The sequence below is a fragment of the Pseudoalteromonas sp. PS1M3 genome (assembly GCF_016865405.1).
Taxonomy (GTDB): Bacteria; Pseudomonadota; Gammaproteobacteria; order Enterobacterales; family Alteromonadaceae; genus Pseudoalteromonas; species Pseudoalteromonas marina.
The window spans coordinates 708,162-729,191 of the sequence record NZ_AP022624.1; the positions used below are offsets into that span (position 1 = coordinate 708,162).

Annotated in this window: 22 protein-coding genes; 15 read left to right on the plus strand and 7 right to left on the minus strand. The window is 39.5% G+C overall.

What is annotated here, in order from left to right; translation table 11 throughout:
• Window positions 1-51: 51 nt before the first annotated feature.
• From PS1M3_RS03285 to PS1M3_RS03295, 3 genes are read left to right on the plus strand one after another with little or no spacing between them, the layout of a single operon-like run.
• Window positions 52-2,508, plus strand: coding sequence for a YdbH domain-containing protein (locus PS1M3_RS03285; protein ID WP_203986249.1), 2,457 nt, complete (start codon window positions 52-54; stop codon window positions 2,506-2,508).
• Window positions 2,509-2,510: 2 nt separating this feature from the next.
• Window positions 2,511-2,708 (plus strand): YnbE family lipoprotein, encoded by a 198-nt coding sequence (locus PS1M3_RS03290; RefSeq protein WP_033025578.1) that lies wholly within the window; start codon window positions 2,511-2,513, stop codon window positions 2,706-2,708.
• 10 nt (window positions 2,709-2,718) lie between these two features.
• Complete coding sequence (locus PS1M3_RS03295) at window positions 2,719-3,048, plus strand: YdbL family protein (protein WP_203987268.1); 330 nt, start codon at window positions 2,719-2,721, stop codon at window positions 3,046-3,048.
• Between the two features lie 30 nt (window positions 3,049-3,078).
• On the opposite strand, the gene PS1M3_RS03300 is transcribed toward PS1M3_RS03295, so the two are convergent.
• The gene (locus PS1M3_RS03300) at window positions 3,079-3,627 is read right to left on the minus strand and encodes a DUF1415 domain-containing protein (protein WP_039037688.1); all 549 of its coding nucleotides are present in this window, start codon (window positions 3,625-3,627) and stop codon (window positions 3,079-3,081) included.
• A gap of 2 nt (window positions 3,628-3,629) precedes the next feature.
• Window positions 3,630-4,907: a lipid IV(A) 3-deoxy-D-manno-octulosonic acid transferase gene (gene waaA, locus PS1M3_RS03305; protein ID WP_203986252.1), complete on the minus strand. Its 1,278-nt coding sequence runs from the start codon at window positions 4,905-4,907 to the stop codon at window positions 3,630-3,632.
• 182 nt (window positions 4,908-5,089) lie between these two features.
• On the opposite strand from waaA, the gene PS1M3_RS03310 reads away from it, so the two are divergent.
• A complete protein-coding gene (locus PS1M3_RS03310) occupies window positions 5,090-5,680 on the plus strand; it encodes an SIS domain-containing protein (RefSeq protein WP_006791589.1) in 591 nt (196 codons plus the stop codon).
• A complete protein-coding gene (gene hldE, locus PS1M3_RS03315) occupies window positions 5,680-7,119 on the plus strand; it encodes a bifunctional D-glycero-beta-D-manno-heptose-7-phosphate kinase/D-glycero-beta-D-manno-heptose 1-phosphate adenylyltransferase HldE (protein ID WP_203986255.1) in 1,440 nt (479 codons plus the stop codon). The genes PS1M3_RS03310 and hldE overlap by 1 nt, the downstream gene beginning before the upstream one ends.
• Before the next feature lie 85 nt (window positions 7,120-7,204).
• On the opposite strand, the gene PS1M3_RS03320 is transcribed toward hldE, so the two are convergent.
• On the minus strand, window positions 7,205-8,752 hold the full coding sequence (locus PS1M3_RS03320; RefSeq protein WP_203986258.1) for a capsule assembly Wzi family protein: 1,548 nt from the start codon (window positions 8,750-8,752) through the stop codon (window positions 7,205-7,207).
• A 169-nt stretch (window positions 8,753-8,921) separates the two neighbouring features.
• Between PS1M3_RS03320 and PS1M3_RS03325 the strand changes: the two genes are divergently transcribed.
• Together PS1M3_RS03325 and PS1M3_RS03330 are read left to right on the plus strand one after the other, a co-directional pair.
• Window positions 8,922-9,995 carry a glycosyltransferase family 1 protein gene (locus PS1M3_RS03325; protein WP_203986261.1) on the plus strand — a complete coding sequence of 358 codons (1,074 nt, stop codon included), beginning with the start codon at window positions 8,922-8,924 and terminating at the stop codon, window positions 9,993-9,995.
• Window positions 9,992-11,077, plus strand: a complete 1,086-nt coding sequence (locus PS1M3_RS03330) for a glycosyltransferase (protein ID WP_138740086.1) — start codon at window positions 9,992-9,994, stop codon at window positions 11,075-11,077. Before PS1M3_RS03325 ends, PS1M3_RS03330 begins: the two co-directional genes overlap by 4 nt.
• Here PS1M3_RS03330 and PS1M3_RS03335 read toward each other — a convergent pair.
• Window positions 11,066-11,788 carry a 3-deoxy-D-manno-octulosonic acid kinase gene (locus tag PS1M3_RS03335; protein ID WP_138740087.1) on the minus strand — a complete coding sequence of 241 codons (723 nt, stop codon included), beginning with the start codon at window positions 11,786-11,788 and terminating at the stop codon, window positions 11,066-11,068. The genes PS1M3_RS03330 and PS1M3_RS03335 overlap by 12 nt on opposite strands.
• A 123-nt stretch (window positions 11,789-11,911) precedes the next feature.
• Here PS1M3_RS03335 and PS1M3_RS03340 point away from each other — a divergent pair, with 123 nt between their 5' ends.
• From PS1M3_RS03340 to glpG, 6 genes are all read left to right on the plus strand, one after another.
• Window positions 11,912-12,973, plus strand: coding sequence for a glycosyltransferase family 9 protein (locus tag PS1M3_RS03340; RefSeq protein ID WP_138740088.1), 1,062 nt, complete (start codon window positions 11,912-11,914; stop codon window positions 12,971-12,973).
• A complete protein-coding gene (gene gmhB / locus PS1M3_RS03345; protein WP_138740089.1) occupies window positions 12,970-13,530 on the plus strand; it encodes a D-glycero-beta-D-manno-heptose 1,7-bisphosphate 7-phosphatase in 561 nt (186 codons plus the stop codon). The genes PS1M3_RS03340 and gmhB overlap by 4 nt, the downstream gene beginning before the upstream one ends.
• 168 nt (window positions 13,531-13,698) lie before the next feature.
• Window positions 13,699-14,895, plus strand: coding sequence for a glycine C-acetyltransferase (locus PS1M3_RS03350; protein WP_006791581.1), 1,197 nt, complete (start codon window positions 13,699-13,701; stop codon window positions 14,893-14,895).
• Window positions 14,896-14,939: 44 nt separating this feature from the next.
• Window positions 14,940-15,965, plus strand: a complete 1,026-nt coding sequence (gene tdh, locus PS1M3_RS03355; RefSeq protein WP_006791580.1) for an L-threonine 3-dehydrogenase — start codon at window positions 14,940-14,942, stop codon at window positions 15,963-15,965.
• 68 nt (window positions 15,966-16,033) lie between these two features.
• Window positions 16,034-16,351, plus strand: a complete 318-nt coding sequence (gene glpE / locus PS1M3_RS03360; RefSeq protein ID WP_033025582.1) for a thiosulfate sulfurtransferase GlpE — start codon at window positions 16,034-16,036, stop codon at window positions 16,349-16,351.
• Window positions 16,348-17,175, plus strand: a complete 828-nt coding sequence (gene glpG / locus PS1M3_RS03365) for a rhomboid family intramembrane serine protease GlpG (protein ID WP_008130667.1) — start codon at window positions 16,348-16,350, stop codon at window positions 17,173-17,175. Before glpE ends, glpG begins: the two co-directional genes overlap by 4 nt.
• A 2-nt stretch (window positions 17,176-17,177) precedes the next feature.
• Here the strand turns inward: glpG and PS1M3_RS03370 are convergent, their stop codons facing one another.
• A complete protein-coding gene (locus PS1M3_RS03370) occupies window positions 17,178-17,576 on the minus strand; it encodes a flagellar basal body-associated protein FliL (RefSeq protein ID WP_008130669.1) in 399 nt (132 codons plus the stop codon).
• Between the two features lie 167 nt (window positions 17,577-17,743).
• On the opposite strand from PS1M3_RS03370, the gene PS1M3_RS03375 reads away from it, so the two are divergent.
• Together PS1M3_RS03375 and ubiA are read left to right on the plus strand one after the other, a co-directional pair.
• Entirely contained in the window at window positions 17,744-18,283 is a 540-nt protein-coding gene (locus PS1M3_RS03375) for a chorismate lyase (protein WP_008130670.1), read from the plus strand.
• The gene (gene ubiA / locus PS1M3_RS03380; RefSeq protein WP_008130671.1) at window positions 18,280-19,158 is read left to right on the plus strand and encodes a 4-hydroxybenzoate octaprenyltransferase; all 879 of its coding nucleotides are present in this window, start codon (window positions 18,280-18,282) and stop codon (window positions 19,156-19,158) included. The genes PS1M3_RS03375 and ubiA overlap by 4 nt, the downstream gene beginning before the upstream one ends.
• Before the next feature lie 5 nt (window positions 19,159-19,163).
• On the opposite strand, the gene PS1M3_RS03385 is transcribed toward ubiA, so the two are convergent.
• A complete protein-coding gene (locus tag PS1M3_RS03385) occupies window positions 19,164-19,784 on the minus strand; it encodes a 2OG-Fe(II) oxygenase (RefSeq protein WP_138740090.1) in 621 nt (206 codons plus the stop codon).
• 96 nt (window positions 19,785-19,880) lie between these two features.
• Window positions 19,881-20,765, minus strand: coding sequence for a LysR family transcriptional regulator (locus PS1M3_RS03390; RefSeq protein WP_006791573.1), 885 nt, complete (start codon window positions 20,763-20,765; stop codon window positions 19,881-19,883).
• Window positions 20,766-21,030 lie beyond the last annotated feature (265 nt).

A 21,030-nucleotide genomic window follows, 5' to 3' on the forward strand; every position in this document is an offset into this window, starting at 1 on the left:
TTTAAAATTACGATAGTTTGTAAGGTATAAATAAAAGCTTATAAGGACAGTATGTTAAAGCGCGTTGGTTTAATTATGGGTGCTGTATTGCTAAGTATAGTGTTGCTTGGCTACGTATTTCGTTTGCCTCTATTACAATGGGCTGTAGCGCCTCAGCTTGAAAAAGCAGGTGTTACCTTGAGCTGCTTAGATTTATCGCTTACGAGTAAGTTAAATGTGCACGTACAAAAAGCCTGTTTAAGTTACCAAAATCAAGAGCTTGCTCTTACAGGTATTACTGCTAATACCAAGCATGTTAAAGTTAAACACGCCGTACTCAATGTAAATCCATTTCCTCAAAGTAATAAAGTAAGCAGCCCTGCAAAAATTTTAGATTTAGCCCTGCCCGAAAAAAGGCCAACAATTACAGTTGAGCATTTAACTATACACGGTGCATTTTTAAAGCGCCCGCTAATGCTAAATATCACCGAGCCCACGCTTAACCAGTTTGTCGTAAATGGTGATTTAAGTGCCAGTGCTACGCTTTACAATAATAAGGTACAAGGGCAGCTTAAAGTTAGTGATGAATTGCTTAAGCAGTTACTTAAAACAGATAACGAGCTATTAAGTGGACTTAGCTTTAATACAACGCAAACATTTAGCTTTAACGGGATAGAGGCGAGCCTTGCTGGTAATTTACAAACCCTGTATGACTATAAAATACAAAGCTGTGGTATAACAAATAGCTCAAAAGGTGTACTAAGCGCTACATATAACTTAAATAGCCAAAAGCTTGATATAGACCCAAGCCAGCTTAAAAACAATGTAACGATTAGTAATAACTGCCAATCTCTTATTCCTGAAGGTGATTACAAGGCCTTTGCAGTTAAGCAACTTCCCCTTAATTGGCACTGGGCTTTACCTAGACCAATAAGCCTAGTGGATAATAATTTAACCTTGCCGTTAATAACGCTTAAAAGCAATGAGCAAACAGGACAAGAGGTGGACATAACTTTTACAGATACGTTTATAAATATAGCTACACCGTTGCAAAGTGCGCGCACGCAGCTTAAAGCGCAGCTACACACAGATGATATAAACGCTGTAGTGCTAAATACGCAGCTTGAAAACGCACAACTAAGTGGCAATTACGATATTACGCTTACCGCTTTGCCTGAATTTTTACCGGCTGAGGCTAATAATATTAAAGCCCATGGCGACTTTACACTTACTCAACTTGTTGACTCTAAACCCGTAGGTAAAGTAAGTACTACATTTAGCTTTGATAAAGCCGTTGCTTATGGCACTACTATTAACACTTACACAGGTAAACTAGTGGCAAGTATGAGTGAAAAGCTCGATGCAAGCGTGGTTTTAAAAAGTGAGTTTAAAGGCGCTCAATACGAAGAGTATAAACTCACCGGTATTAATAACACCCTCAGTGCAAGGGCAAACTTAGGTGTGGGAGAGTTATTTGCTCACTTAAGTGCAAACACCCAAATAAATACACTGACAAGCCCAAATGTCGATTTAAATACAATAAACGTAACGTCAACCGGGCTGCAAAGTCGCGCGCTTAAAGCGTCTCATCACGTGTTTGTAAATGGTGTTGAGCTGGTGGCCAATCACCATGTTTCAAAGGTAGCGCATCCGTTTGAAGTGATTATACCGCAGCAAAGTGTGCTTTCGTTAAATTCACTCGTTAGCCAATTTGAACCGTTAGCTCAACTCACTCAAGGCGAGTTTAATGGGCGTATTAGTGGCGATGTTAACTTACAAAAAGCCAATTTTAATTTAACTATTGATGATACCAGCGCGCTTTATAACGATTACTTAGCTAACCAGTTTAGTGCGCAACTTAGTGGGCAATATGATTCAGGGCAGCTTAATGTTGAGCCAACTACCTTTAACGTTGATGAATTAAGGGCTGGCGCGGTAGTAAATAATATCAACGGTAAAATAAAAGTGGTTAATAATAGCGCGCAAGCATTTGATATAAGCGGTAATGTGTTTGGTGGGGTATTTGAATTAGATAAATACACGCTTTTAAAGCAACAGCAATCAGCTATTGTTACTTTTAAAGATATTGATGCGAGTAAGCTTATTACCCTTGATGACAAGTCGGGAATTACCTTAACGGGCCGATTAAAAGGGTGGCTGCCACTTCATTTTAGTGACAGTGGCGTAGAGGTTACAAACGGCAGCTTATTAAACCAAGGTGAAGGTAAGCTCATTATTAACAATAACGAAGCGTTTGACGCTGTTATGCAACAGCAACAAGAATTACAACCTGTACTGGGCTTACTTAAAAACCTTGATATACAAAAACTTAATAGTACAGTGGCACTTAAAAGTGATGGTTGGTTAAATTTAGGTGTTAACTTACAAGGCTTTAATGAGCCACAACAGCAGCAAGTTAATTTTAATTATAATCACGAAGAAAACGTGTTTACGCTACTAAGAGCGCTAAGATTAAGTGACGAAATAACACAAAAAGTTGAGCAGCAATATTCTCAAAAAGGAAACTAATGATGAAAAATTCGTTAAGCATTAAGGCAATTATAGCCTTTGCTGCTATTAGCGCTTTAAGCGCATGTACTCACAGAGTAGAGGTGGCAGCGAAAGAGCCAATAACTATCAATTTAAATGTAAAAGTAGATCACGAAATTCGAGTAAAAGTAGATAAAGAACTCGATACCCTGTTCAGTGACGACAGTGAATTATTTTAGGAGCTAAATGATGACTATAAAAAATAAATTAAGTATTGCCACTCTAGTAAGTGCGGTATGTTTGTCGTTTTCGGCGTGGGCGATTAGTTTAGATGATGCTAAAAGCCAAGGGTTAGTGGGTGAGAACAGTTCGGGTTATTTAGGCTTAGTAGTACAAAATAGCGAAGCTAAAGCTGTTGTTGAAGAAATTAACGCAAAGCGTAAAGCTCAGTATTTAAAACTAGCTAAAAAGAACAATTTATCGCTCGCCCAAGTAGAAGCACTCGCAGCGGCTAAAACAATCGAAAAAACCCAAAGTGGTCATTATGTTGAAGTAAATGGCAGCTGGGTTAAAAAGTAACATTGAATTTGATACTTAAAAGCCGAGCCGTTATGCGCTCGGTTTTTTTATGCCTTCTAAAAGTTGCTGCCAAAAGTCGAATCCTTTGCGCCTTGCAAGTTTTATATTGTGCTCTGGTATAGATTCAGGCTCGTTATAGTTATCAAGCGCTTCGCTCATACTTAATTCGCGAATTAAATGCAATGTAGGGTAGGGAGCTCGGTTTGTGTAATTTGCGGCATCATCTTCGTCGCTGTCGGCAAACACGTAATCGGGATGAAAATTAGCAATTTGATATTTACCTTCAAAGCCTTGTGCAACTAGTAGCGCATTGGCTAAATCAACTAAATCTAAAAAGTCTTCAAAATCGCTAAAGCCGTTATCAAACAGTATTAATGTGGTTTCGCGCTCTGGATTTTGATTAAGCTGTGTGCATTGCTCAAGCATATCCATTACCGCATCATCAATTTTTACTGCTGGGCTAAGTACATAATGTATGCAGTTGTTCTCAACTTCTTTGCGGGCAAATGGGCAAAAGTTATATTTTACAATAACAGACGATACCCACTCACGGGTTTGAGTAATAGCTAAATTGGTCATGCTTATGGCTCTAAATACTGATTAATTATGGTTAATGTTTTTTTAATGGCGCCTTGGTTTTTTAATACGCACTGCTGCGCTTTATTCCCTAAAGTTTGGCAAGCTTTAGTGTTTTGGCTTAAATTAATTAATTGTGTAGCAAGTTCATCTGTATTTTCAACAACTACAGCGCCTTTTAATTTTATAAGCTCAGGATATACATGATCAAAATTATACGTATGTGGGCCAGTTATAACACCGACCGAAAAAGCTGCAGCTTCAAGTGGGTTATGCCCGCCGCGGCGAATTAAACTACCGCCTACATAACTGACATTACCAGCCCCATATAAACATTGTAGCTCGCCAAGTGTATCGGCCAATAGTACGTGTTCATTTTGATAGTTATTGTTGCTGCGACGACTAAAGCTAAGTGGGCTTTGAGCTAACGTATCGGCTACTTTATCAAACTGCTCAGGGTGTCTAGGGGCAATGATTAAAAGTGCATTTGGGTACTTTTTTAATAGTTGCTGGTGGGCATTTAATATCATTTCGTGTTCAAGTGGGTGAGTAGAGCCTGCCACCCATACAAAACGCTCTTGGGTTTTATATTCTGCTTTAAGGTTTGCAACTGAGGCTAGCTGCTCATTGCTTGGATTTATATCAAACTTAATTGAGCCTGTAACATGGCTTTTTGAGGGGGTTAAACCTAGCTCAATAAACCGCGCGGCATCTTTTTTATTGTGACTTGCAAGTACCGTGATTGAACGCATAATTATTTGCGTTAACTTGGCAACCTTTTGATACCCTTGTTGCGATTTTTCGCTCAAGCGAGCATTAAGTACCAGTACCGGAATATTCTTTTTATGGCTTATTGCCATTAAGTTTGGCCAAAGCTCGGTTTCTAATATGCATAGCGCTTGTGGGTTTATACGTTTTAAAAATCGGGCGGTCGAAAACGCAAAGTCCATAGGTAAATAACTACACGCCACGGTATTTTTAAACTGATTGATTATTTGCTCGCGACCTGTAGGGGTATTGCAGGTAATGAGTATATTAAGCTGTGGGTGTTGTTTTTGCAGCGCTTTAATAAGAGGTGCAGCTGCAAGTACTTCACCTACAGAGGCGCAGTGCACAACTAACGGTTTGCCTTTGCTTGTAAATAAGCTTTTGCTCACAAAGCCAAAACGCTCTTTAAAGTGTGCGCGATAGCCCTTGTTTTTTTTACCTCTTAATACATATAAGTAAAATACAATCAGCGGGCTAATTAAAATTAAAGCGAATGAGTAGAAAATGCGTGCCATACTGAACTTTTATTGAGGTAAGTGCCCTTAGTTTAACGCGAAAGTGATAATTTCTGAACATGTGAAGCACTAAATTATGTTCCAGTTCAGCTATATTCCTATAAAATACACACAACTAAATAAAACTGTGGAATAATGGATTTAATTTTTTCCTGCCATTTCAGTTCCTAGAGGAATTTTTCATGTCAATTATCGATTCTGTGGCAACAAGCTACGTTGAAAGTTTAAACCGTCATCAAGCCTTATTTGAAACGATGGAGGCTTATCATCAAGAGTCTATGCAGTTATTAGAAGTATGCCATAGTGCATTACAAGCTGGTGGTAAGGTTATTTGGTTTGGTAACGGCGGAAGTGCAGCGGATGCTCAGCATTTGGCGGCCGAATTTGTAGTACGTTATAAATTAGAGCGTGGACCGCTTGCGTCTATGGCACTCACAACCGATACGTCAATTCTTACTGCGCACAGTAACGACTACCATTTTGATACCGTGTTTGAACGCCAAGTTCAGGCACTGTGTAAACCAGAAGATTTAGTCATTGGTTTAACAACCTCAGGTACCAGTGCAAATATCAATTTAGCACTTGAAGCGGCTAATAAAATTGGCGCATTTACAGTTGCATTAACAGGCCGTGATGGCGGAAAAGTAAAAGACATTGCCAAGCTGCCAATTATTATCAAAAACGATGAAACAGCACGTATTCAAGAAGCGCATATGTTTATTGGCCACTGGTTATGTGAAGCCATAGATATGGTTGTTGCGGAGCAGCAGTAATGGATTTATCGCTATTAAAAAACTTATCTAAAGCGCGTATTTTAGTGGTGGGCGATGTAATGCTTGATCGCTACTGGTACGGTGACACTGGGCGTATTTCGCCTGAAGCGCCAGTACCTGTTGTTAAGGTAAGCAAGTTTGAAGACAAAGCCGGTGGCGCCGCCAATGTTGCTAAAAACATTGCTAGGCTTGATGCCAAAGTAGGGCTACTTGGCTTAATTGGGGAAGATGAAAGCGGGCAAATTTTAGAAACAATTTTAAAAGGTGAAAAAATTAGCTCACAACTTGTGAGTGTATGTGATTTACCGACTATTTCTAAAATGCGTGTTATTAGCCGCCATCAACAACTTGTACGCCTTGATTTAGAAGAAACCTTTAGCGAACAGCATAGCCAACTGTTATTAAATCGCTTAGAGCTTGTGCTAGATGAATACGACTTTGTGGTGTTTTCTGATTACAGTAAAGGCTCGCTCAGCTTAATTAAAGAGATGGTGAGTATTGCCAAAGCGGCGGGTAAAACCGTGCTTATCGATCCTAAATCGCCAGACTTACACTTATACGAGGGCGCAGACTACATTACGCCTAACTTGCATGAGTTTAATTTAGCGGGTGGTAAAACCGGCTCTGAGGACATTTTAGCGCAAAGTGCCCGTGAGCTTATTAGTAAAAATGGTATTAAAGCCATGCTACTTACACGCTCAGAGCAAGGTATGTCGTTAATTAATGCCGATGAAAAACACGACTTTGCAGCGCAGCAATTAGAAGTGAGCGATGTAACTGGCGCAGGCGATACCGTAATTGCAACTTTAGCTGTAATGCTTGGGGCAGGTATGGCCCCTAAAGATGCAGTAGAAATTGCTAATTTAGCCGCCGGTATTGTAGTAAGTAAACTTGGGGCAGCCACAGTGTCACCAGAAGAGCTAAGCCAAAAGCTAGGCCAATACTTACACACTAATGGCGAGCACTACCAAACTCCGTTTGATGATGTACTGCAGCATATTGAGTTTGCAAAGCAAAACGGCGAAACCATTATATTTACCAATGGTTGTTTTGATATTTTACACGCAGGTCACGTGCGCTACTTAGCACAAGCCAAAGCGCGTGGAGATAGGCTCGTTGTTGGGCTAAATAATGATGATTCAATCACTCGCTTAAAAGGCCCCGAGCGCCCGATAAACCCGCTTGATGAGCGCGCAATGGTATTAAGTGCACTTGCCTCTGTAGATTGGGTTATTCCGTTTGGCAGCGCTGAGGAAAACGATACACCCGCTAAATTAATCGAGCAAATAAGCCCTGATATTTTAGTGAAAGGTGGCGATTATACCGTAGAGCAAATAGCCGGTGCCGATCATGTACTGCGCCATGGCGGTAAAGTAGAAGTGCTGACATTTTTAGATGGCTGTTCAACGTCAAAAGTGATTAGCAAAATAAAGCAATAAGTATATTTTGCGAATAAAAAAGGGATGAAAGTGTTGCTTTCATCCCTTTTTTTAAAGCCTAAATATAGTGTATTTAGAATACTGGCTAAAAGTTATATTCGTATTTAGCAAAGGCAGATGTGTCATTTTCTGCATCGTCATTTTGAGATGCAAAAGCACCTAATGTTAAACGCCCACCCATAGTGATTTTTCTATAGCGAAGCTCAAGCTGTTTAGAACTGTAGCCAGTCTTGGTTATTGAGTTACCAATGTCAGGGTTATTAGGGTAACGATCGCGATTATCGCTGTTGTAATCCACGCTGCGTAGCTTTACTTGCCAATCATCGCCGTTTGAAAGTTGCCCAAGTATTGTTAATACAACTGATTGCGCATCATTATCAAACGTTGAGCCTATGGTGCGGCCATGGTAACGGTAACCTGATTTATAATCTGAGTGTTCGTAATAACAGTTTTCATTGGTTGATTCCGCTGCGCACGAAACACCCGTATCTATGTATTCTACATTCACTAATACATTTTGATCGTAAATACGTTGGGTCGTTTGCACACCAAATAAATAAGCTCGGTCAGCAGGTTTAAATTGTGAGCTGGCATCCTCACCTATGGTGCTGGCATAAATGGCGTATGGGTGGCTAAACAATGTGTCAGACCAACGAATATCGAGCCCTGCAAGTTGATTTCCAATTTTAGACTCTAGCTGACTGTCGCAATTTTCATTACCATTAATACAAGTTGTTTGCCCTGTAATAACATCAATAAAATCACCAGCAGAACTTGGCTGACCTTCACCTGCCCACTGCGCCGACCAACTTACTGCAATTTCTAATTGTTGCAGTGGACGTATATTTAAGCGACTACTCCACAGTAATGCATCAGTAATCACTCTGGTTGATTCGAGCTTGGCCATTTGTGCTGTAAAACTCCATTGGCCTATCCAGCTTAACCAAGGTGTTTCAAAGGCGGTGCTTTGTTCACGCGTAATACTTAAAGCGGGAAGCGGCTTTGCATTGCCAGACATTATCAAGCTATTGTCGATACCAGGTCCCCAAAACTGCTCAACAGCACCGCCTCTAAATATCCAATTACCTAGCCTATAGGCTACGTAACTACCATCAAATGAGGTATCGTCACAATCAGTTAATGCTTGCTCATCTTTTACAATGTCATCGCTAGTTTTTCCGTTAATGAAGCATTTTTTACCGTCTTTTCTAGAGCTTAGTGCAACTTTGGCGGCAAAATTATCACCTAGGTAGGCATACGCTGCCGAAAGCGCTGATTTTTGAGTGTTGGTCGCGCCAAAGCTCGTTGTATGTATTGGATCTGTGGCTGCATAAGCTGATAATTGCACACTATGTGAACTTGCGTTTTCAGATTTATAACGATGCTTTACACGCAGTAATGCGTCTTGCAAGCTTGGAGATAATTGCTCGATGGGCATACTGTTAACATCATTAATAAAGCTCTTCCACATTAATGGGTATGTTGTTACCGGCGCTAAAATAATACCGGCGTCGGCTAGCTGTTGTATGTCAGCTTTTAGTCCATAGTCATCTGGTTTAACCCATGGTTCAGCATTAACAGATAAACTGATAGCACTAAATAATGTTGAAAGAATAAAAATTCTGTGTCGCAAAGTTCAGGTCCTTGTGATTAAGATTGCTGGCAAGTTTACCAATCTAAGCATGTTATTGCAGTAAATATTCAAGTTTATAGGGGCAATTAAATGTATAAAAATGTAACCTATCTATCGCAACAAAGTGCTGATTGATATACTAAAGATCAAATAGGAAATTGAGAATGCAATGAGCAACAAACGACTTTTATTTATTCCAGTATCGTCACCAGAAGGGATTGGTGAATATATGCGCTCGTTGTTGTTGGCGAATGGGTTGCTCGCTGAGTTTGCCGGGATGCTTGATATTCATTTTATTTTAAACAAGCACACAACTTACGCCGATGTTTGCCCCTTTGATACCACTTTACTTGAGAGCTCAGCAACCAAGGAAGTTGCATTAGTGTGTGACTTTATCACTGCATACAAACCCGACGTTGTTGTTTTTGATTGTGCTGGGCGCGCAGCACATATGAAAGCGGCAAAAGAGGTGGGTGCTAAAGTTGTTTTTATTTCTCAACATGAAAAAAAGCGCGCAAAAGGGTTAAAGCTCAATCGTGCAAATTTAATTGATGTACATTGGGTTGTACAGCCAGACTATTGTATTGCGCCTTTAAGTTGGGTAGAAAATACAAAGCTAGATATGTTTCCCCTTGCTCATCCACGCAATGTTGGGCCTTTTGTTGCACACGCTTCAGAGGAGCAAAAAAAGCAAGTGTTGAACAAGTACGGGCTTGAAGAGAATAATTACTTACTAGTAAATGCAGGTTCTGGTGGGCATACATTTAATAATTTAAATTGTGCAGATACCTATTTCGATATCGCGCTCAAAGCGGGTAAAAAAACGGGTTTAAAAACAGTGGTCGTGTTTGGTTCTAATTATACAAAAATATTACCAAAAACAAGCGAGATTATTTGTTTAACAAGTTTAGAGGGAACTGATTTTTTAGCATTATTGAGTCAAGCAAAGTTAGCTTTATTGAGTGCTGGTGATACTTTGTTGCAGGCTATTGCATTGCAAACTCCTGTTATAGCTTGTGCTATTTCAAAAGACCAACATACCCGCCTAGAAAATTGTGTTAATGCAGGCGTAGCCATCAAAGCAAGCCTTAATCCTGACGATATAGTGTCTAAAATTGAATACGCAATAGATGATAGGCACTATGAGCCTCTCTTGGCTAAATATCGTAAATTAGAAAGCCCTCAAAGCTATAGCGTAATTACGAGTGCGGTAAAAAATATGCTTGCAGGAAGCCGTGCATGAACATTGTGATTGTTATTGACTCCCTTGTTGGCGGTGGTGCAGAAAAAGTTATGCTTACTTTAGCTGAGCAACTTGTTGAACTTGAGCATCACGTTACTTTATTGTCAATTGCAAGCTCCATTGAATATGACATCCCTGAATGCATTAATGTCGATAGTTTATTTCCTGATAGGGCTTCAAAAGTCGATCGCTTTTGGAACATAAATAAAAGCGTTGCGAAGTTAGAAGCCTGGTTTAACAATAAACAAAGAGATATAGGTACTATAGATTTAGTACTTTCAAACCTCGATAGAAGTAATAATTTACTCGCTAAAAGCACGGTTAAAAATGTGCATTTTGTTGTGCATAACTCAGTAAATTCAGAGCTTGCTAGGCAAAAAAAGTTAGGTCCGTTCTCTTATCGCTATCTTAAAAAATCAAAGCAAAACTTAAATGGTAAGTCACTTGTTTGTGTATCTAAAGGTGTAGAGCAAGAAATCACTCAAGGCAATTTAATTACGCCAAGTGCAATAACCACTATTTATAACCCCTTTAATTTAGCCGAAATAAAACGCCAATCTGATGACGTTAATATAGCTATTCCGCAGTCGCCTTATTTGATTCATGTAGGGCGCTTAGCTAAGCAAAAACGCCACGATATTTTATTTGCGGCATTTGCCAAGCTTGATAAAAAATACAAATTGGTTCTTTTATGTAACAAGCCTAGTAAAGCATTTAAGCTTGCAAAAGAGTATGGCATTGAAGAGCAGCTGATTGTCCCTGGGTTTGAACAAAATCCGTATAATTGGATTAAGCAGGCTGAAGCATTGGTGTTGAGCTCTGACTTTGAAGGGTTGCCAACAGTATTAATTGAAGCATTAGCTGTTGGCACGCCGGTAGTAAGTACTAATTGTACGTTTGGGCCTAGCGAAATATTAACAGGCGAGCTGACTAATTACTTAGTACCTATAGGAAATAGCGAAGAGCTATCGGCTAAAATAAAACACGTTTTAGCAAATAAGCCGAGTGTGGAAAGCGCCGATATTTTGCAAAAAGTGGATGCTAAGCTAGTAGCTCAGCAGTATTTGGCTCTACGCAGATAGTTTTTGGCTATAAAGGGCATTTAACGTTGCCCAATCATTGCTTTGCCAATTAAAGACGCTATTACGGCGTTGCTCTTTTGAGAATGAACGCTTTAAGCGCGCCATATTACTTTGTTGCCATTGCGGGTTAGGTGCTTTTAACTCCCCGCGATCAAAGTCGATAATGTATACGTCGCCGTCTTCATTAAATAAAATATTATTGATATTTAAATCGGCGTGATACACCCCTTTGTTATGAAATAGCGCAATAGTGTTGGCTATGCTTTCAAGCTCACTACTATTTAAAGGGCGCTCAATTAGGACGTCGAGCAGGCTTTTAGCGCCGCTAACCGCTTGTGTAATTATATCGCCGCGGTAAATCAAACCACTTGTGCTTACTCTGGCTGCAATTGGCTTGGGTACATTTAGACCGAGTTCAATAAGCTTTATCATTAAGCTGAACTCTTTATACACACGGGTGCTTTCAAGGCCAGGATAAAGGTATTGATCGCTCAATACCTTACCAACCAAACCGCCACGCCAATAATGCCTAAGTACAGCAGTTAAATCATCGTGTTTAAAAAACCATGCTGTAGCGCGGCCTTTTTTAGCGCCCACTATTTTATTTTGTTTTTGCCAATAAGTTGCATCAAACCAGCTTATATCAACAAGGTTAAAATAATCTGGATGGCTTAAAATAGTGTGCTTGCCTTGCGTTAGTGTTTTAAACATAGCTCGTTAAAATAATTCAATAATAGGTATATATTAACGTGTTTTATGGCGCAGGATAAGTGCTTGCATTAACGCGAGTATAATTTAAGATCCCAGCATACTATTTAAAGCCTAACGGAATGCGTGACTCAAGTGCCTAACTACTCCTCTATTTGTATTTTAAGACTCTCTGCTATTGGTGATGTATGCCATGCTGTTAGTGCTGTTCAAGCAATTCAAAAAGCGCACCCTAATGCAAAAATAACCTGGGTAATGGGTAAAGTAGAGGCTATGTTACTTGCTGATTTACCAGGCGTAGAGCTGGTGATCTTTGATAAAAAAGAAGGTAAGGCTGCGCTTAAAAAATTAAAAAACACCTTTAATGGTAAGCAGTTTGACGTGCTTCTTAATATGCAGGTGGCATTAAGAGCAGGCTTTGTAGCACGCTGTATACCTGCAAAAGTAAAAATAGGCTTTGATTGGGCACGCTCAAAAGAACTACACAGTTTGTTTATAAATAAACGTATAGCCCCACAAAAAGAAGCGCATGTGCTAGAGGGATTTAAAGGGTTTGCGGGTGCAATTGGTGTAGATGATTACACGCCTACATGGCGAATGCCTTACAACGCACAAGATCAAAACAAAGCAGATGAGTTACTAGGGCAAGAGTATTTAGCCAACAAGCTATTTGTAATTTCGCCAGCGGCTAGTAAAGCTCAGCGAAACTGGTTGCCTGAACGTTATGCTGTACTTGCTGACTACGCGCATGAGCAAGGTTTTAATGTTGCTTTAACCGGCGGGCCTACTGAGCTTGAAGTAAATTTAGCGAATAACATTATAAAACATAGCAATAGCCCAATTTTAAATTTAGTTGGTAAAACAAAGCTTAAAGAGCTGCTATGTGTTTTAAAAAGAGCTGATTTAGTCCTTGCCCCCGATACTGGCCCTGCTCATATGGCAGTAACGGTTGGCACACCAGTTGTTGGTTTATATGCTCACTCGAACCCTGCACGCACTGGCCCTTATTTATATCAAGATTATGTGGTAGAGGTTTATCATCAAAATTTACTTGATCAAACGGGTAAAACTGCGCAGCAAGTCCCCTGGGGTACCCGAGTTAAAGGGGATGATTTAATGAGCCAAATAACGACAGATAGCGTAAAAACAATGTTTGACCATGTTGTGAACAAAGAGGGGCTTGAATGAGTATTAAACTACATAAAGCGCTTTTTTTAGACCGTGACGGCGTGGTAAATGTAGACCACGGCTATGTATATCAAAATGAAAAGTTTGAATTTATTAAAGGCATTTTTAGTACCTGTAAAACATTTTTCGACGCGGGCTATAAAATTATAGTAGTCACAAACCAATCAGGCATTGGGCGAGGTTATTATACTGAGGCTGAATTTAAAGTGCTTACTCAGTGGATGAAAACGCAATTTAGTAACCACGACATTAAAATTGCCGATGTTTATTTTTGCCCGCATCACCCTAAAAAGGCGTTGCCCGAATATTTAAAGCAATGTGATTGTAGAAAGCCAGCCCCAGGCATGTTGCTGCAGGGCATAAAGGAGCATAATATTGATCCTGAGCAGAGTATTATGGTTGGTGATAAGCTCAGTGACATGCAAGCCGCTCAAAAAGCCGGTATTGCAACCCGAGTATTAGTGCGCTCGGGGCAAAGCTTTGACGAAAGCGCAAAGCAACATGCTGATTTAGTGATTGATTCAATAGATGATTTAACTAAACGTTTACCGTTATGAAAACACGCTTTATTTAAGCGTGTAAACTGGCACATATTCCTTACATTGAGCGCGTTTGCGACGAACTGCAAACCGTGCATTTTTCTCGTTAAACTTTTACAATACACACCATCATAAACAGTGGCATAAACGTTGTTGTTTACCCGTTCAATTAAATGGAGACTACAGATGAGAGCATCTGCTTTTTTTAGCCAATTACAAGAGCAAATTGAAGACGTTAAAGCCCAAGGCCTTTATAAAAGCGAGCGTATAATTACCTCGCAGCAACAAGCTCAAATTGAAGTAGCATCTGGCGATAAAGTTATTAACTTTTGTGCTAACAACTACCTTGGCCTAGCAAATAGTCCTGAGTTAATTAAAGCAGCGCAAGGCGGTTTAGACGACCACGGTTTTGGTGTGGCCTCTGTGCGTTTCATCTGTGGTACGCAAGACATTCACAAAACACTTGAGCAAAAAATTAGTGCATTTTTAGAAACCGAAGACACCATTTTATACTCTTCTTGTTTTGATGCTAATACAGGCTTGTTTGAAACTATTTTAGGTGCTGAAGATGCAATTATTTCTGATTCACTTAACCATGCTTCGATTATCGATGGCGTTCGTTTATGTAAAGCTAAGCGTTTTCGCTATGCAAATAACGACATGGCTGACCTAGAAAAGCAATTAATTGCCGCAGACGAAGCGGGCGCTAAAACAAAGTTAATTGCCACTGACGGTGTGTTTTCTATGGATGGCGTAATTTGTAATTTAGAAGCCGTGTGCGATTTAGCAGATAAGTACGATGCGCTTGTTATGGTTGATGACTCTCACGCTGTAGGTTTTGTTGGCGAAAACGGTAAGGGCACACCTGAGTACTGTAACGTACTTGACCGTGTAGATATAATTACTGGTACATTGGGTAAAGCGCTGGGCGGCGCATCAGGTGGTTACACCTCAGGTAAAAAAGAAATTGTTGAGTGGTTACGTCAGCGTTCTCGCCCATACTTATTCTCAAATTCATTAGCGCCTTCAATTGTAACTGCATCAATTAAAGTACTAGAGATGCTTGAAAATGGCGGCGAACTTCGCGCTAAGCTTTGGTCAAATGCGAAGTACTTCCGTGAGCAAATGGAAGCAGCAGGCTTTACCTGTGCAGGTAAAGATCATGCCATCATTCCTGTAATGCTAGGTGACGCTAAAGTAGCCTCACTTATGGCTGATAAATTACTTGCAGAAGGTATTTATGTGACTGGCTTTTCATTCCCTGTTGTACCAAAAGGCCAAGCACGTATTCGTACGCAAATATCAGCAGCGCACAGTATAGAGCAGCTAGATACAGCGATTGCAGCCTTTACCCGCATTGGCAAAGAAATGGGCGTTATTTAATTTTTTAAAACTAAGAAATGACTTGGTTTTTGTGAGCGTAAATTATGAAAGCATTATCTAAATTAAAAGCAGAACCGGGTATCTGGATGACAGATGCACCTAAGCCTGAAGTGGGCCATAACGATCTGTTAATTAAAATACGTAAAACAGCGATTTGTGGCACCGACGTTCATATTTATAAATGGGACGAGTGGGCGAGTAAAACAATTCCTACACCTATGGTTGTTGGTCATGAGTACGTTGGTGAAGTGGTTGATATGGGTCAAGAAGTTCGCGGTTTTTCAGTGGGTGACCGGGTATCTGGCGAAGGTCATATTACCTGTGGGCATTGTCGAAATTGTCGTGCTGGACGTGTGCATTTATGCCGTAATACCACAGGTGTTGGTGTTAACCGCGAAGGCGCGTTTGCTGAGTACTTAGTCATTCCAGCATTTAATGCATTTAAAATTCCAGACAACATATCTGACGAATTAGCCTCTATTTTTGACCCATTTGGCAATGCTGTACACACAGCCCTTTCGTTTGATCTAGTAGGAGAAGATGTACTAATCACTGGTGCCGGTCCTATAGGTATTATGGCTGCAGCTGTTGCAAAACATGTAGGTGCGCGTCATGTAGTAATTACTGATGTTAACGAGTACCGATTAGAGCTTGCCCGCAAAATGGGCGCAACTCGCGCGGTGAATGTTGCAAATGAAAAGCTTGAAGATGTTATGACCGACCTAGGCATGACAGAAGGCTTTGATATTGGTCTTGAAATGTCGGGCGTGCCAAGTGCATTTAATTCAATGCTTAACAATATGAACCATGGTGGCAAAATTGCCATGCTCGGTATTCCACCATCAGACATGGCAGTAGATTGGAACCAAGTTATTTTTAAAGGTTTAGTGATTAAAGGTATTTATGGTCGCGAAATGTTTGAAACCTGGTACAAAATGGCAAGTTTAATACAGTCAGGTCTTAATTTAAGCCCAATCATTACACATCAATATTCTGTAGATGACTTCCAAGCTGGCTTTGATATGATGATTTCAGGTCAGTCAGGAAAAGTAATTTTAAACTGGGATTAATTCCATAAAAAATTGCAAGAAGGGCGGCTATGGCCGCCTTTTTTATTTTATTTATTAAAGAGAGTTCAATGGCATTTAAACATATATCTATTGCGCAAACGCATGAGTTATTAGACAAAGAAGACGTAGTAATTGCAGATATACGCGATCCTAACTCGTATCAAGCAGGTCATATTCCGGGATCCGAGGCACTATCGAACGCAAATATTGCCCAGTTTATGATGGAAAAAGAGTTTGATCAGCCCATTATTATTGTTTGTTACCACGGCATGAGCTCGCAAGGTGCTGCAAGTTACTTAGTTGAGCAAGGTTTTGAGGATGTATATAGCATGGATGGTGGTTTTACAGCCTGGGAAGCGGCCTACAGCGAGAATGTTGAACGATGATAGAGCTTGGCAGTTTAAATAACCCGCGTGCCGCACAAGGCTTTATAGATTATTTAAAAAGCCAAGGTTTAGACGGGCACTTACATTCAACTGATGGTAGTCACGTTATTATTAGCGTATCTGAAGAGCATTTTCATCAGGTACAGCCGCTTTGGGCTGAGTTTACTCAAAACCCAGGCCATTCTCGTTACCAGCAAGCTTCTTGGAGTGTAGGTAGTACGCAATCACCTTTAAAATACCAAGGGCAATCGCTTAACCTTAAAGCGCGGTTCAAAGCGCTGAGTTGGCTTAATCAATCGGTAAGTGTACTCAGTATTGTTATTTATGTTGCATTTTTACTGGGTGGTTTCGAGAGCATTTATTCTGCATTACAGTTTAACCCCTCATACCCATTGACGTGGTTTACGCCAGCCTTGGTTCACTTTAGTGCTATACATATTGTGTTTAACTTAATTTGGTGGATATCGCTTGGTGACAATATTGAAAAACAATGCGGAAAATTGAGCTTAATTGGCCTGTTTTTTATTACTGCTTTAATTAGTAGTTGGGCGCAATATTTAATTGTTGGGCCTAATTTTGGTGGGCTAAGTGGCGTGGTATACGGCTTACTGGGGTATTGCTGGATCCATAGCTTTTTAAATCCAGAAAAACCCGCATTGGTGAGTACCTCAATTATAGGTTTTATGCTTGTTTGGTTAGTACTTGGTTTTGCTGATGTGTTGTTTATTGGAATGGCTAATTGGGCACATTTAGGAGGGCTAGTGAGCGGAATGGCGTTTGCCTACACCGCTCAACTGTTTACTAAAAAGCATACAAATAGTTGAATTTAGTGGTACAAATACTTTGTAAATAGTACTTCACGTATAATTTCTTGGCCTGTTTCTTCTTTTAACAGGCTTTTTAATTTTTCTATACATTTTGCGCGAATTTCTTCTCGACCAGTCAATGACTTTATTTTTTCTTCTGGCTCTTTCGAAAAAATCTCTACAATAGCATCTCTTAATAAAGGGGTATGATGTTCAACAATGGCAATGTCTGAATTGTTACTAAGCATTAGGTCAACGGTAACGCGCACGTAACCCATTTTTTTACTTGATGCGCCAATATAATTAGTAATTATGTCAGGTTCAAAACCAAAATAACCAACCGTTGACTCTGCACGGGCACTTAGGCTCACTAAACTCATAATTAATGTAAAAAGACCTACGTATACTATTTTTTTCATATTTAAAGCGTTTCCGAAAACCTGTTGTAAATAGTTTATACTTAATAATAGGTAATAAACAGCGCCAAGCAATTATTTATATTAGTTACTTAGGTTGGTGAATAGGCACTTTTTCAAATGCTTAGGCAATGTTATCATTTGCTTGGATTATATTTTATTGAGTTATTGTGACAACTTTTCCTTTATCTTTATCAGCTAACTGGCTATCGGATATACAAACCGATGACTTAACACCTACAGAGCAAGAATGGCTTTTTGAGCCGCATTCTTTAACCGCTAAGCTAAAAAGTAAAGCAACCTCTTTTAGTGTAAAAGTACTCAGCGAACAGGCGTTTAATTTAAGTCATGAACAACAGCAATTACTAGGCTGTAAAACGTCATCGGCGTTAAACCGAGAGGTGCTTCTGTTGTGCGATAGTAACCCCATGGTTTACGCTCAAAGTTGGCTGCCAAATAACCAAACGCACAACTCGCTTCATAATATGGGGGAGCGCCCTTTAGGCGATGTTATTTTTCAACAACCTGAGCTTGTTCGTCAAAATATTGAAATCGCGCGTTTTGATAGCAAACATTCATTACAGAATTTGGTTACCCAGCTAAATTTACCAACTCAAACTCTATTAGGCAGGCGTAGCGTGTTTTCGTTAAATGATTACCAATTTTTGGTGGCGGAAGTATTTTTACCTGGGGCGTACCTTTACTCATGAAATTAGCAGGTTTAAAAGCAAAACATTTTTCTTATTATTTACAGCTTATGCGTGTTGATAAGCCCATAGGTACTTTATTGCTTTTATGGCCAACCTATTGGGCTTTATGGCTCGCAAATAGTGGGATGCCGAGCTTAATTAATTTTATAGTGTTTACTTTGGGGGTTGTAGTAATGCGTAGTGCAGGCTGCGTGATAAATGATTTTGCAGATAGAAAAATAGATGGTTCTGTAAAACGCACAGCCCAACGTCCTCTTGCATCTGGTACTGTCGCAAGCGGCGAAGCGCTAAGTCTATTTTTATTACTGATCACTTTAGCGTTTATTTTGGTTTTAATGCTGAGCGTTAACACTATTTTATTGTCTGTTGGAGCACTTGCGCTCGCGTTTTGCTATCCGTTTATGAAGCGATATACCCAGTTGCCACAAGTCGTGCTGGGTGCAGCATTTGGTTGGGCAATTCCTATGGCTTATATGGCATCTATTGATGCATTACCTCTTCAGGCTTGGTTGCTGTTTGTTGCTAATGTATGCTGGACGGTTGCGTACGATACCATGTATGCCATGGTCGATAGAGATGATGATATTAAAATTGGTGTTAAATCTACCGCTATTTTATTTGGTCGCTTTGACCGCCATATCATTTTTATATTAAATGCTCTATTTATCGCACTTGTTGCTTATATTGGGGTAATTAACCAGTTAAATATGGCTTTTTGGGCTGGATTACTTATAGCCACAGCATTACTCGTTTACCAACAAGTATTAATTTTAAAGCGTAATAGAAACGAATGCTTTAAAGCTTTTTTAAATAATCATTATGTTGGTATGGCTATTTTTATTGGTTTATTGCTCTCGTACCCCATTAACATTTAGCTATATTAACGAGGTGGATCAACTATTCCGCTAATGGATGCGTTTTTTCTAAACCAGCCAGCAATTGAATACCGATTATCTACTGCTGGTAATACTTCGTGAACAAAGCGTTCGCTTTCAAATAAAACTAATGTCCCCGCTTCTGGCGAAATGCTCACTTCAACCACTTTGCTTTTAGGCTTATAAATAACAAGCTCACCGCCCGCATTGGGCGTGTTTAAGTATAAAACGCTAGTAAATACTCTATTAGATCGTCCTTTAAATGCATCGACATGTTTTTTATAAAAATCACCGTGAGTGTATTTTGCGTAGTGGCATTCGTAATCAAACAGCCCCATAAAAAAAGTGCGATTGAGCGTTGTGCGAATACTTTCCATAACAGCTAGGTAGGTTAATTGTGCTTGGGACGAACCATCAAACCAATAAGTTTTATCTTTTCGAATATTATCGTCAATTTGTAAATGATTTAAGCGACCAATACCAGCATGGCTAAAATGCGGATTTATGCGATAACAATCAGCCATTAAATTAGCTATCAATTCTTTGTTTAAGGCATTGGGAATAACTGTATAACCGCGGCTTTCAATATCGTTATAAAACGGGCCATCGGTTGAAAAGTTGATCATTTAGGAGGTTCTTTTTTTGAAGGTGCGCCAGTTTAGCCGAAAAAGAGTAAAAAGCTATTGTTTTATGTCGCACCTGTCTCAAAAAAGAACGCTGAATTAATTCAGGGTTGTGGCTGCTTTTTTAATAAGCGAAAGCAAATGTGCTAAGTGCTCCGTAACTGTGGTTTGTTGGTTTGTTTGAACAATTAGTTGCTCATGGCTTAAATCTTTATTCGTTTTTAACTGAACAAGATCGGTGTGTTCTGCCACAGTGTTTGCATGCTCAATGCTGGCGATTGCAAAACTATCGGATTTAATAATGCCAGAGATAACCTGTTCAATACTGCCCATTTTGATAGTTGATGATTTATTTAAAGAATCAATGGCCTCGTTCAGCATGCTTTGAACTTGTTTTGATTGAGAGAAACAACCAAAGGCTGAATAGGAGTCTAGTTGGTGTTTGCTTATGTCATTTTTTTGGGCAAGCGGGTGATGCTTAGATACAAATAAAATAAGCTGATCAGGTAAATGAATATCACTACCAATGCTATTTACAGCTTGAGAATAAACGCTAATGTCTATTTCACCTTCCTGAAGCTTGCGTGTTAACTCATGCTGTTCTTGCAATTGCATTTCGATTTTTACATGTGGGTATTGCGCTAAAAATTGACCGCATGAAATAGGCACAATGTTACTCGCTTTATTAGTATAACCAATAATGAGTTTTTCATCGGCATTGCCATGAACAGACTGAAACAGGCGTTTTTTGGTGTTTTCTAATTCGCCAAGTGTATTTTTGGCGTAATCTAAAAATAGTTCGCCTTCAGGAGTCAGTTTTACTGAGCGGGTTGAGCGCGTAACTAACTCATAGCCCATTTCATCTTCTAGGGTCTGAATACTGCGGGTAAGTGCAGAAGTACTAATTTTTGTTTTTTCTGCGGCTTGTCTGAAGTGGCGTAACACACCCAGTGCTACAAATTGTTCTAATTGGTCAAATCTCACTTTATAGTCCCTTTTTATAAGTAAGTTGTGATGTACTAATACATCAATTTTCTGTCAGTCTAAGCTATTAATAAATATATCTAAATTTAAAAAAGATAAACTACACAATATATTTGTTTGCACAATAATAAAAGTGTAAAGATGTTAAAAAGTATTAACCTTTAGACTAAAGACTAATAATTTTTTATTTACCTAACATCCTTATCTGGCAAAGTTAATACTAAAAAGCAGGTATAAATCTATAAATAAAAATATTAGGTAAATT